Source organism: Tardiphaga sp. (assembly GCF_028290785.1).
Lineage (GTDB): Bacteria > Pseudomonadota > Alphaproteobacteria > Rhizobiales > Xanthobacteraceae > Tardiphaga.
The window spans coordinates 1-11,692 of the sequence record NZ_JAQGJD010000203.1 but is presented as its reverse complement, the minus strand read 5'-3'; the positions used below and the strand labels follow the sequence as shown (position 1 = coordinate 11,692).

The following is an 11,692-nucleotide window of genomic DNA, read 5'->3' as shown; positions in this document are numbered from 1 at the left end:
AAGGGGTTCGAGCGCATCACCGGTTGCCCGACCGCCAAACATCGCGGGCAGTTGCTGGCCTCCGCGCTGCGTTTTCGCGAAGCCGCCACCGGCCTGTTGATCGACGAGGGCGACGCCGAGGGCCGCGCCGTCAAAGCCACCCGACGGTGCTGGCCGCAGACCGAGATCGCCAAGGCCTGGATCGCCCAGGCCGAAGCCGGCGAGCCGGGCGCCGCCGACGAAGCCCGCGCGGCGCTGGTACGGCTGCAGCAGCATTACCTCACGCATCCCGTCCAGGGCGGCTGGTACGACCAGTTCGACGCCGAAGGCCGCTCGCTGGTGGAGGCTATCCCCGCGTCAACGTTCTACCATGTGCTCTGCGCCGTCGCGGAAGCCGACCGGGTGCTCGGCTAATGGTCTCGTACGCGCGCGAGGCGACATGACCTCCGAGACCGTTCGCTGGCTGGAAAGCTTCGGCCAGCTCGACCTCGGCTCCGCCGCCGTGCTGGCGGCTTTGTTCGTCGTGGCGGCGTTCGTGCCGATGCCGCGCGTCTTCCTGATGCTCGGCGCCGGCGCCGCCTTCGGCCTCCAGGCGCTGTGGGTGATCGTGCCCAGCACGACGCTGGGTGGCGTCCTGGCGTTCCTGCTGGCGCGCGGGTTGCTGCGCCGCTGGGTCGAGCGCCAGACTGGCCGGAAGCCGCTGTGGGGCGTGCTGGCCCAGGCCATCGACGACGAAGGCTGGCGCATCGCCGCCTTGATGCGGTTCTGGGGACCGGCGCCGAACTGCGTGCAGAATTACCTGTTCGGGTTGACCCATATCGGCTTGCTACCGTATTTGCTGATCACTCTGGTATTCACGCTGCCGCAGATCGCGCTCTACACCTGGGTCGGCGCCTCCGGCCGCGCGATCCTGCTCGAGAATGGCGAACTGCCGTTCAACCCGTGGCTGATGGGCCTGGCGGCGATTGTCGTGCTGACCATCGCCGTGCTGGTGTCGCGGCGGATCCGGAAGATATTGACCGTTACCGGGGCGGATCGACCGGCAGCTTCGTGCGGAACACCACGAAGTGCGACATCGTGAAATTGACCGCGAAGCTCGCCAGGATCGCCACCAGCTTGGCGACCAGCACCGGCATGAAGTTCGACAGCACCACCAGCGTGGTGGTGGTGACGATGACGCCGAGCACGCCCGAGGCGACGAAGCTGAAATAATCTTTGCGGCGCAGTACGCGACCGGATTCGGCACGAAACGTGATCATGGTGTTCATGACGTAGGAGCACGACACCGCCACCAGCCAGGCCAGTACGTTGGACGGCACCAGCTGCAGCCCGAGCACCGAATAGGCCAGGCTGAACACCGCCAGGTCGATCGCGGTATTGCCGAGGCCGATCACGCCGAAGCTGATCATCTTGGCGACCATCGGCCGCGCCAGCCAGTCTTCGGCAATTTGGGGCAGAAACAACTTCATGGGTAACGGCCGGTCCTCGATCAGGGCCGCTGCATAGCAGGATCGGGCAGGCGAGTCCGGCTTTTTCTGGCAATGCGGAGGGCGCGCGGTTGCATTGCTTCCCTCGCCCCGCACTTGCGGGGAGAGCGTGGCTTCGGGAAGCGAAGACGGTGAGGGGACTGTCGCGTGAAATTCTGGCTCCCCCGGAGCCTCGCTGGCGCGAGGCTCCTACCTCTCCCCGCAAGCGGGGCGAGGTAGGAAAGCACTCGGGCTCAGCCCCGCTCGTCGGCGATCACCTTGCCGTCGTTGGGCAGGCTGCCGGCGGCCACCAGTTCCACGGTTCCGCCAAGCTTGCTCACCGCCCGCAGGCTCACAGCCACCGCGTCCTGCAGCTCTGCGCTGGCCGTGGTGGCCTCCGCCTGCAGGGTCATCGCGTCGTTCTCGCCGTCGCGCGTCACCACCAGGCGGAGACGTCCGAGTTCCGGATGCCGCGCGGCGATCTCCGCGACCTGTTCGGGGCGCACGAACATGCCCTTGATCTTGGTGGCCTGGTCGGCGCGGCCCAGCCAGCCCTTGATGCGGATGTTGCTGCGGCCGCAGGCCGAGTGGCCGGGCAGCGCTGCCGTGAGGTCCCCCAGCGCCAGCCGGATCCACGGGTGGTGGTGATCCAGCGAGGTCACCACGATCTCGCCGACGTCGCCCTCCGGCACCGGATCGCCGGTGCCGGGCTTGACGATCTCCAGGATCAGATCCTCGTTGACGATCATGCCGTCGCGCGCGGTGCTCTCATAGGCGATGAAGCCGAGGTCGGCGGTGGCGAACGCCTGGTAGGCATCGACGCCAACAGCCTTGATCTCGTCCTGCAGCGACTTCGGGAACGCCGCGCCCGACACCATGGCGCGCTTGATCGAGGACATGTCGCGCTTCGCCGTACGGCCGGCATCGAGCAGGATCTTCAGAAAGTCCGGCGTGCCGGCATAGGCGACCGGGCGATAGGCCTCGATCAGCTCGAGCTGCTGTTCGACATTGCCGGGGCCGGCGGGGATCACCGGGCAGCCCAGCGCCCGCGCCGCGCTGTCGAAGATGAAGCCGCCCGGCGTCAGATGATAGCTGAAGGTGTTCAGCACGATGTCGCCGGAGCGGAAGCCTGCGGCATACAGCGCGCGTGCGCCGCGCCACGGATCGGGGTGCTTCGCCTCCGGCTCGAAGATCGGGCCCGGCGAGGTGAACAACCGGCCGAACGAGCCGGCGGGATCGGTGACGAAGCCGCCGAACGGCGGCCTGGCCTTGTGCAGCGCCGGCAGGTCGGATTTGCGCAGCAGTGGCAGTTTGGCCAGCGCCGCGCGGTTGACCACCGCGGCCGGGTTGATGCCCTTCAGGTGCGCCGCATAGGCCGGCGCCTGCATCGCATGGCGCAACGTATCCGGCAGCCGCGAAAACAGGTTGGCATGGCGATGCGACGGATCGCAGTTTTCCAGGGTGTCGAAATGCGGTGTCATCGATGGCTCCGTCTATGCGCCGTCATGGCCGGGCCCGTCCCGGCCATCCACGATGTCTCGCGAGAACGTGGATGCCCGGCATGCGCCGGGCATGACGAAAGAAAGGTTCTACAGCCACCTCTTGCGGCGCTTGAAGCTCTTCAGATTCTTGAAACTCTTGCGCTGGTCGCCGGCGCCGCCGAGGTAGAATTCTTTCACGTCCTCGTTGTCGCGCAATTCGTCGGCGGTGCCGTCGAGCACCACCTTGCCCTGTTCCATGATGTAGCCGTGGCTCGCAACGGACAAGGCCGCCCGCGCGTTCTGCTCCACCAGCAGAATGGTGACGCCGAGGTCGCGGTTGATCTTCTTGATGATGGCGAAAACTTCCTTGACCAGCAGCGGCGACAGCCCCATTGACGGCTCGTCCATCAGGATCATCTTCGGCCGCGCCATCAGCGCGCGTCCGATCGCCAGCATCTGCTGCTCGCCGCCGGAGAGGTAGCCGGCGAGGCCGGTGCGCTCCTTGAGCCGCGGGAAGTAGTCGTAGACCATCTCGATGTCCTGGCCGACTTCGTTGTCCTTTCGGGTGAAGGCGCCGAGCCGGAGGTTCTCCAGCGAGGTCATGTCGGACACAATGCGGCGGCCCTCCATCACCTGAAAGATGCCGCGGCGGACGATCTTGTCGGGATCGATGCCGTGGATGCGCTCGCCATCGAACACGATCTCGCCCCGCGTAACTTCGCCGTCCTCGGTCTCCAATAGCCCGGAGATCGCCTTCAGCGTGGTGGACTTCCCCGCGCCATTGGCGCCGAGCAAGGCCACGATGGCGCCCTTCGGCACCTCCATGCTCAAACCGCGCAGCACGAGGATGACGTCGTCATAGACCACCTCGATATTGCGCACGGCGAGCAGGGGCGGGATCGCGGGCGTCGCCGCGACTTTCGCCTCCGATTGAAGTGTAGTCTGCAAAGCAATCACTCCCGTTCGCGGCTCTATCTTTCCCTTCCCCCGCGTCTTCGCGGTGGGGAGGGTGGCCGGCCGTCAGGCCGGTCGGGTGGGGGGCGCCACAAGCTCCGGAGCCCGTGGCGCCCCCCACCCCGGCCTCCTCTTCGGCAATGCTAGCGCATTGCCTTCGATCGGCCGACCCTCCCCACCCCGCACAGCTACGCTGCGCGCGGGGGGAGGGAAACCGAGAGCGTCTCGCTACATCAATACCAACCGACAACTACCAACCGTGCCATTCCGGCTTGCGCGGCAGGTCGACCGTCTTGACCTTCTCGAGCTTGACGGTGCCTTTGGCCATCAGGTCGTTGAGATCGCCGTCGGTCGCGCCACTCACCTTGGAGCGATACAGATCCACCTTCGTGGTCGGGCGGTGGTCCTTGTCGGTCCAGGTCGAGGGATTGCAGACGCCTTCCATGCCGACGGGCACCCAGTCCTTCTTCTGATAGAAGCCCTTGGCGACGTTTTCGCCGGTGGCGCCGCCGTTCTTGGCGGCCCATTCCAGCGCTTCGCGCATGTACAGCGAGGTGCAGACCGCGGCGACGTAATGCACCGGGCGATAGATCTTGCCTGATGGATCCGACATCTTCGAGATTTCCGTCACGGTCTTCATGCCGGGCGCGTTGCCGCCCCAGCTCACGGCCGTGCGCAGCGGAAAGATCACGCCGTCGGCGGCGTCGCCCGCGGCCTTGGCGGCGTTCTCGTCCATGCCCCAGACGTTGCTCATGAACTGGATATCGACGCCGGCCGACTTGCAGGCCTTCATCACCGAGATGTTGGAGGCCGCGGTATTGCCGAGATAGGCGTAGTTGGCGCCCGCGCTCTTCAGGCTCAGGCACTGCGCGGAGTAGTCGCCCGGTGCCAGCGCGAACACCAGCGGCGGCAGCACGTCGAAGCCGAGTTCGGCGGCGATGGCTTCACCCGCGGCCTTCGGCGCGTTGGGGTAGGGATGGTTGGCGCCCATATGGACGAATTTCGGCTTGCCGGTCTTGCCCTTGGCCTTCCAGTCCTCCGCCGCCCAGGTCAGCTCGGCGCGCAGCGCGTCGGAATAGGATGGGCCATAGAAGAAGTTATACGGCGCGGGTTTGGCTTTTCCGCCGGCGCCGGTCGGATCGGTCAGCGCGGCGGAATACGAGCCGGAAATATCCGGGATCTTGTCCTGCGCCAGGAAGCCGGTGAGCGCCTCGGTGTCCGCGGTGCCCCAACCCATGATTGCCGCGACCTTGTCGGCGCCGGACCACTTCTTGTACAGCGCGATCGCGCGCGGCACCTGGTAGCCGTAGTCGTTGGAATCGAGGTTGACCTGCTTGCCGCCGACGCCGCCGTTCTTGTTGATCCAGGCGAAGGTATCCACCACGCCCTGGCCATAGGGCGTGCCGACGTCAGAGGTGCCGCCGGAATAATCGGCGAGATGGCCGACCGCGATCTGCGCCTGCGCGGTGGCGCTTGCGCCCGCGAGCAAAAGGGCAATGGATGCGGTACTTAGAAGCGATTTCATCGTCATGAGCAGTCTCCCGGTGGTTTTTTGTTGATGGTTCAGTCTAGCCAGTCTTGTTTCAACCTCAATGCGAAAACGGGTAGAGTTTCCAGTAGGTCTTGATCTGCCGCCAGCGGTGCGCGAGCCCGTCCGGCTCGAAGACCAGGAACGCGATGATGATCAGCCCGATCGCGATCTCGCGCAAAAACGTGATGTTGTTGTTGAGCTGCAGCGCGCGGTCGATGGCGCCGCCTTTCAGCTCCGCGGAAATCCACTCCATGCTTTCCGGCAGCAGCACCACGAAGGCGGTGCCCATGAGCGTGCCCATGATCGAGCCGGTGCCGCCGATGATCACCATTGCGAGAAACAGAATCGAGCGCTCTATGCCGAAACCTTCGTTCGACACCACGAGCTGGTTATGCGCGTACAGCGCCCCGGCGATCCCCGCGAAGAATGCCGCGAGGCCGAACGACAGCGTGCGGTATTTGGTCAGGTTGATGCCCATGATCTCGGCGGAGAGGTAGTGGTCGCGGATCGCCACCAGCGCGCGGCCGTCGCGCGAGCGCATCAGGTTGGTGACCAGCAGGTAGCTCGCCACCACATAGGCCAGCACCACGTAGAAATATTGCCGGTCGCCGCGTAGCGTATAGTTGAAGATCGAGAACGATTTGGCCGTCGCCGGCACCGAGCCGCCGGAGAACCAGTCGGCGCGTGAGAAGAAATCCAGCAAAATGTATTGCGCAGCCAGCGTGGCGATGACGAGGTACAATCCCTTCAGCCGCGCCGCCGGCAGGCCGAAAATGAGTCCCACAATGGCGGTGACGACGCCGGCGATCGGAATCGAGAAGAACACCGGGATTGGATAGTTGTTGGAGATGTAGGCCGAGGTGAAAGCGCCGAACAGGAAGAACGCGGCGTGGCCGATGGAGATCTGGCCGGTAAAGCCGACCAGGATGTTGAGCCCCAGCGCCGCGATGCCGTAGATGCCGATCATGATTAGCTGGCTGAGCCAGTATTCGCTGAGCATTTGCGGTGCGAAGCAGATCAGCACCACGCCGAGGATCGCCGCGTTGCGGCTGGTCTTGGTCGGGAAGATGGTGGTGTCGACCGCATAGGAGCTGCGGAAGTCGCCGGCGGGGATGAGCGAGGGAGTTGCCATGGATCAGACCCGCTCGATGTCTTTGGTGCCGAACAGGCCGTAAGGCTTGATCATCAGGATGATGATGAGCACGTAGAACGGCGCGACCTCATAGAGATTGCCCCAGTGCAGATATTCGCTATCGACGAACTGCGCGACATTCTCCAGCACGCCGATGATAATGCCGCCGATCACCGCGCCGCCGACCGAGTCGAGCCCGCCGAGGATCGCCGCCGGAAACACCTTGATGCCGTAGATCGACAGGCCGGACGACACGCCGTTGACCACGGCCACGACCACGCCGGCGACCGCGGAGACCATCGCCGAGATCGCCCACGCCATGGCGAACACGGTCTTCACGGAAATCCCCAGCGACTGCGCGACCTGCTGGTTGAACGCCGTGGCGCGCATCGCGAGGCCCCATTTCGAGACCCGAAAGAACCACGCCATGCCGACCATCATCAGCACGGAGACCACCAGGCTCATCACATACACAGTCTGGATCTGCAGTCCGGCGAATGACACCGACTGGCTCGTGAATACGCGCGGAAACGGCTGCGGGCTGACGCCATAGATCCATTTCAGCGACGCCTGGAACACGGCGGACAAAGCGATGGTCACCATGATCACCGAGATGATCGGTTCGCCGATCATCGGTCGCAGGATCACGATCTGGATAAGGATGCCGAACGCGAACATGAAGACCAGCGTCATCGGCATGCCCAGCCAGAACGGCACCTGATACTTGGTCAGCAGCGTCCAGCACACCCAGGCGCCAATCAGCAGCAACTCGCCCTGCGCGAAATTGACGACCTGCGTCGCCTTGTAGATCAGCACGAACGACATCGCGACGACGCCATACAGCGTGCCGACCACAAGGCCGTTGACGACGAGCTGGAGCAAGAGGTGGGTGTTCATGCGGATGTTCGCTCGCTGCCAGATGCGATCGTCCCCTCCCCCCCAAGCAAAGCGAAGCTTTGCAGGGTGGGGGAGGGTGGCCGCGCGTAGCGCGGACGGGAGAGGGGGAGCCACAGGCGAAGACCGTGCGTTTGGCACCCCCGCTCCCGAGCGAGTTCGGGGTGCATTTCCGCGTAACCCTCTCCCACGAGGGGAGAGGGTGCGGCTACGGGCGCCGGCGCGCGGTCTGAACGCAGACTCAGGTGCCCCCTCATTCCGCCGCCTCCATCGCAACATCTCTTGCCAGGTCGATCACCAGCAATGTCGTCCGGATCCGCTGCGTGGTGCCGTCCTGAAACCGGATCACGGTATCCACCGGGATATCCCGCGCCCCGCCATAGATGCCGTCAATGATATCCGCGTATTTCTCGTTGATGACGCTGCGGCGGACTTTTCGCGTGCGGGTCAGCTCGCCGTCGTCGGCGTCGAGCTCCTTGTACAGCAGCAGGAATTTAGCGATGCGCTGCGCCGGCGGCAGCGTGGCGTTGACGGCCTCGACCTCTTTCCGCAGCAGCGCGTAGACCTCGGGTCGTGACGCCAGGTCGGTGTAGGTGGTGAACGACAGCCGGTTCTTCTCCGCCCATTTCGAGATGATCGAGAACCGGATGCAGATCATCGCCGCCAGCACGTCTCTATTGTCGCCCAGCACCACGGTCTCGGCAATATACGGCGAGAACTTCAGCTTGTTCTCGATATACTGCGGCGAGAACCGTTCGCCGCGCGACGTCTGCGCGAGATCCTTGATGCGGTCGATCACCACGAGCTGCTTGTTGTCGTTGAAATAGCCGGCGTCGCCGGAATGCATCCAGCCGTCGCGCAGATCGGCGGCGGAAGCCTCCGGGCTCTTGTAGTAGCCGAGAAACATGTTGGGGTGCTGCACCACGATCTCGCCGACGCCGTGTACGTCGGGCTCGCGGATTTCGATTCGGATCTGCTCGCCCATCGCCACGCCCGTTGTATCCGGATCGACGGCCGAAGCCTCGTGCAGCGTGAACGCGCCGAGCGTTTCGGTCTGGCCGTACAGCGTGCGCAGCGGCACGCCCATGGCGCGGAAGAACTTGAACGTGTCCGGCCCCAGCGCCGCGCCGCCGGTGGCCGCCGAGCGCAGCCGCGTGAAGCCGAGCCGGTCGCGTAGCGCGCGGAACAACAGCGTATCGGCGACCGCGGACTTCTTGCCGTCGGCCAATGCTTTGAGCCCGGCCTTCATGCCGACATCGTAGAGCTTCTGCTTCAGCGGCGACGAATCCATCACGCGGGCGCGGACATCGGCGGCGATGCCTTCCCAAACACGCGGCGCGAACAAGACGAAAGTCGGCGCGATCTCGCGAAAGTCGTTCATCAGCGTGTCCTGCTGCTCGACGAAGTTGACCTTCATGCGGCTCAGCAGCCCTTTGCCCAGCGCATAGACCTGCTCCATGATCCACGGCAGCGGCAACACCGAGACGTATTCGTCGGACGAATCCTTCGGGTCGAAGGCGAGATAGGTCGCGCAATGGCCGAGCACGCGGCCGGCGGCGAGCATCGCCAGCTTCGGATGCGAGGTGGTGCCCGACGTAGTGCAGAGGATGGCGACGTCCTCGCCGCGGGTCTGGTCGACCATCCGGTCGTACAGGTCCGGCTCGCGCGCCGCGCGGGCGCGCCCCATCTCGGCGAGCTTGTCGGCCTGCAGCAAACGCGGGTCATCGTACTTCCGCATCCCGCGCGGATCGCTGTAGACGATGTGGCGCAGCGCTGGCACCCGGTCGGCCAGCGCCAGCAATTTATCGACCTGCTCCTCGTCCTCGGCGAACACGATCTTGGCTTCGCCGTAGTTCAGGAGATACGCGGCTTCCTCGTCGAGCACGTCGCGGTAGAGACCCAGGCTCATGGCGCCGACCGCGTGCGCGGCGATTTCCGCCGCCACCCAGTCCGGTCGGTTGTCGCCGATGATGCCGACCACGTCGCCCCTGACGATCCCCAGCTCGATCATCCCGAGCGCAAAGTCCTTCACGCGAGCCTGATAGTCGTTCCAGGTGAAGACGCGCCACAGCCCGAAATCCTTTTCGCGCAGGGCGATATCGCCGCCGTGTTCGCGCGCGTTGAGCCGCAGCAGTTTGGGATAGGTGTCGGCCTGTTGAACCCGGCCCGCATAATCCATCATGCCGCGCTCTCCGCCGCCGGCGTGTCGTCGGGATCGACCAGCACTTCGTCTTCCTCGCCGAGATAAGCGCGTTTCACATGCGGATCGGCGAGCACGGCGGCCGGGTCGCCCTCGGCGATCTTGCGGCCGAAATCCAGCACCATCACCCGGTGCGAGATGTCCATCACCACGCCCATGTCGTGCTCGATCATCATCACGGCCATGCCGAACTCTTCGTTGAGATCGACGATGTAGCGCGCCATGTCCTCCTTCTCCTCGAAGTTCATGCCGGCCATCGGCTCGTCGAGCAGGATGAGGTTCGGCTCCAGCGCCATCGCGCGCGCCAGCTCGACGCGCTTGCGCAGGCCGTAGGGCAGGGTGCCGGCGGTGGCCTTTCGCACGCTCTGCAGATCGAGGAAGTCGATGATCTCCTCGACCTTGCGGCGATGCGCCAGCTCTTCGGTGCGCGCGCCGGTCAGCCAGTACAGCGAGCCGGTGAGGAAGTTGTTCTTCAGGAGGTGATGGCGCCCGACCATGATGTTGTCGAGCACGCTCATATGGTGAAACAGCGCAAGGTTCTGGAAGGTGCGGCCGATGCCGAGGCCGGGCCGGGCATTGGGCGTGAGGCCGGTAATGTCCTGGCCGCGGTAGAACAGTTGCCCTTCGGTCGGGCGGTAGCGGCCGGAGATGCAGTTGACGATGGAGGTCTTGCCGGCGCCGTTCGGGCCGATGATCGAGAACTATTCGCCGGGGCGAACGGCAAAGCTCACCTCGGTGAGCGCACGCACCCCGCCGAAGCGCAGGGACACCCCGCGCACTTCCAAAGCGTACGTCACCCACATCCTCCCAGATACGGCGCTTGACGCGCTCTTTATCCACATTGCCGGAATGGTGCCGAGCTTACCTTGCCCGATCTGCCTAAGCCATTCTACTAATGACCTTCCGCGAGATCCTCACTACGGCAAATCGCTGTTGTGAAATGTCTCGCGCCTGACATTCTGCCAGCCAATTTGTCGCGTGGCGCGGCTTGCTGCGTCGCAACATTGGAATGAATGCCGGGATCATGATTGCTGCAGATCATCTCAAGCGTATCGCGCCGTGGGCGCGGGACCTGAACGAGCGGGAAATCGAGATTGCCCGTGGCGGTATTATCGAGAAGTCATTCAGCGCGAATGAATTCGTCTGCATGCGCGGCGATCAGTTCGAATTCTGGACCGGCGTCGTCAGCGGCCTGATCCGGATCGGCAACGTCTCGCGCGCCGGCAAATCCATCAGCTTTACCGGTCTCACCGCCGGCGCCTGGTTCGGCGAGGGCACCGTGCTCAAGAACGAAGCACGGCGCTACGACGTGGTCGCGTTACGCGATACCCGGCTGGCGATGATGGACCGCGTCACCTTCTTCTGGCTGCTCGAGAACAGCGTCGTGTTCAATCGCTTCCTCGTCGGGCAGTTGAATGAGCGCCTCGGTCAGTTCATGGCGCTGCTGGAATACGGCCGGATGCTGGATGCGACGGGGCGCCTCGCGCGCTGCATCGCCTCGCTGTTCAACCCCATTCTCTACCCGGACCTGACCCGTCATCTGGAAATCACCCAGGAGGAGATCGGCGCGCTGTCCGGGATCTCGCGGCAGAATGCCAACAAGTGCCTCAAGACGCTGGAGCGCGAAGGGCTGCTGCGGCTCGAATATGGCGGCGTGACGATCGTCGATCTGGAGCGCCTGCGCCGTTACGGGGAGTAGGGCGCCAATCCGTATTCCGGGGCAAGCTTCGGTCGGCAGAGCCGACCAGAGCTTGAACCCGGAATCCGGAGATAGTTGCGCGCTGAACATTTCGGGATTCCGGGTTCGCTCGGGCTGCGCCCGCGCGCCCCGGAATGACAGCCCAGGCCTCACACCTCAAGCCATTCCTTGCGCACGGCGTCGTTGGCCTTGAGCTCTGCCGGCGTGCCTTCGAATACGATGCGGCCGTGGCCCATCACGTAGAGCCGGTGCGAGATGCGCATGGCGATCGACAGCTTCTGCTCGACCAGCAGGATGGCGACGCCGCGCCGCGCGATCTCGGCGATGAGGTCGCCGACCTGCTGCACGATGATCGG

The 11,692-nt window shown here is 64.6% G+C and carries 10 protein-coding genes and 2 pseudogenes; 3 read left to right on the top strand and 9 right to left on the bottom strand.

Going from position 1 to position 11,692, the window contains the following annotated elements; genetic code table 11:
• Both JWR89_RS11795 and JWR89_RS11790 read left to right on the top strand, forming a co-directional pair.
• Window positions 1-393, top strand: a 393-nt coding sequence (locus JWR89_RS11795) for an AGE family epimerase/isomerase (protein WP_299716049.1), incomplete at its 5' end; no start/stop codon positions are given.
• Between the two features lie 25 nt (window positions 394-418).
• Window positions 419-1,060 carry a VTT domain-containing protein gene (locus tag JWR89_RS11790; RefSeq protein WP_299716046.1) on the top strand — a complete coding sequence of 214 codons (642 nt, stop codon included), beginning with the start codon at window positions 419-421 and terminating at the stop codon, window positions 1,058-1,060.
• On the opposite strand, the gene JWR89_RS11785 is transcribed toward JWR89_RS11790, so the two are convergent.
• The 8 genes and pseudogenes from JWR89_RS11785 to JWR89_RS11750 all read right to left on the bottom strand — a co-directional run bounded on the left by JWR89_RS11785 (window position 1,002) and on the right by JWR89_RS11750 (window position 10,434).
• Entirely contained in the window at window positions 1,002-1,448 is a 447-nt protein-coding gene (locus JWR89_RS11785) for a GtrA family protein (RefSeq protein WP_299716043.1), read from the bottom strand. The two genes, JWR89_RS11790 and JWR89_RS11785, sit on opposite strands and share 59 nt — an antisense overlap.
• Window positions 1,449-1,699: 251 nt before the next feature.
• On the bottom strand, window positions 1,700-2,926 hold the full coding sequence (locus JWR89_RS11780) for an AMP-binding protein (RefSeq protein ID WP_299716040.1): 1,227 nt from the start codon (window positions 2,924-2,926) through the stop codon (window positions 1,700-1,702).
• Between the two features lie 108 nt (window positions 2,927-3,034).
• Window positions 3,035-3,874 carry an ABC transporter ATP-binding protein gene (locus JWR89_RS11775; RefSeq protein ID WP_299716037.1) on the bottom strand — a complete coding sequence of 280 codons (840 nt, stop codon included), beginning with the start codon at window positions 3,872-3,874 and terminating at the stop codon, window positions 3,035-3,037.
• A gap of 256 nt (window positions 3,875-4,130) precedes the next feature.
• Window positions 4,131-5,411: an ABC transporter substrate-binding protein gene (locus JWR89_RS11770; RefSeq protein ID WP_299716035.1), complete on the bottom strand. Its 1,281-nt coding sequence runs from the start codon at window positions 5,409-5,411 to the stop codon at window positions 4,131-4,133.
• Window positions 5,412-5,469: 58 nt separating this feature from the next.
• Window positions 5,470-6,543, bottom strand: coding sequence for a branched-chain amino acid ABC transporter permease (locus JWR89_RS11765; RefSeq protein WP_299716032.1), 1,074 nt, complete (start codon window positions 6,541-6,543; stop codon window positions 5,470-5,472).
• 3 nt (window positions 6,544-6,546) lie between these two features.
• Window positions 6,547-7,440 (bottom strand): branched-chain amino acid ABC transporter permease, encoded by an 894-nt coding sequence (locus JWR89_RS11760; protein WP_299716029.1) that lies wholly within the window; start codon window positions 7,438-7,440, stop codon window positions 6,547-6,549.
• Between the two features lie 250 nt (window positions 7,441-7,690).
• Window positions 7,691-9,619, bottom strand: coding sequence for a long-chain fatty acid--CoA ligase (locus JWR89_RS11755; protein WP_299716026.1), 1,929 nt, complete (start codon window positions 9,617-9,619; stop codon window positions 7,691-7,693).
• A pseudogene (locus tag JWR89_RS11750) lies at window positions 9,616-10,434 on the bottom strand (ABC transporter ATP-binding protein). Before JWR89_RS11750 ends, JWR89_RS11755 begins: the two are co-directional and overlap by 4 nt.
• Before the next feature lie 227 nt (window positions 10,435-10,661).
• Here JWR89_RS11750 and JWR89_RS11745 point away from each other — a divergent pair.
• Window positions 10,662-11,336, top strand: coding sequence for a Crp/Fnr family transcriptional regulator (locus tag JWR89_RS11745; protein WP_299716024.1), 675 nt, complete (start codon window positions 10,662-10,664; stop codon window positions 11,334-11,336).
• A 149-nt stretch (window positions 11,337-11,485) separates the two neighbouring features.
• Here the strand turns inward: JWR89_RS11745 and JWR89_RS11740 are convergent.
• Window positions 11,486-11,692 (bottom strand): annotated as a pseudogene (locus tag JWR89_RS11740) (ABC transporter ATP-binding protein); the annotation flags it as partial.

Coding starts and splice junctions, on each gene's coding strand:
- JWR89_RS11770 (WP_299716035.1), bottom strand. CDS start 5,411: ATGACGATGAAATCGCTTCTAAGTACCGCATCCATTGCCCTTTTGCTC.
- JWR89_RS11780 (WP_299716040.1), bottom strand. CDS start 2,926: ATGACACCGCATTTCGACACCCTGGAAAACTGCGATCCGTCGCATCGC.
- JWR89_RS11755 (WP_299716026.1), bottom strand. CDS start 9,619: ATGATGGATTATGCGGGCCGGGTTCAACAGGCCGACACCTATCCCAAA.
- JWR89_RS11765 (WP_299716032.1), bottom strand. CDS start 6,543: ATGGCAACTCCCTCGCTCATCCCCGCCGGCGACTTCCGCAGCTCCTAT.
- JWR89_RS11790 (WP_299716046.1), top strand. CDS start 419: ATGACCTCCGAGACCGTTCGCTGGCTGGAAAGCTTCGGCCAGCTCGAC.
- JWR89_RS11760 (WP_299716029.1), bottom strand. CDS start 7,440: ATGAACACCCACCTCTTGCTCCAGCTCGTCGTCAACGGCCTTGTGGTC.
- JWR89_RS11745 (WP_299716024.1), top strand. CDS start 10,662: ATGATTGCTGCAGATCATCTCAAGCGTATCGCGCCGTGGGCGCGGGAC.
- JWR89_RS11785 (WP_299716043.1), bottom strand. CDS start 1,448: ATGAAGTTGTTTCTGCCCCAAATTGCCGAAGACTGGCTGGCGCGGCCG.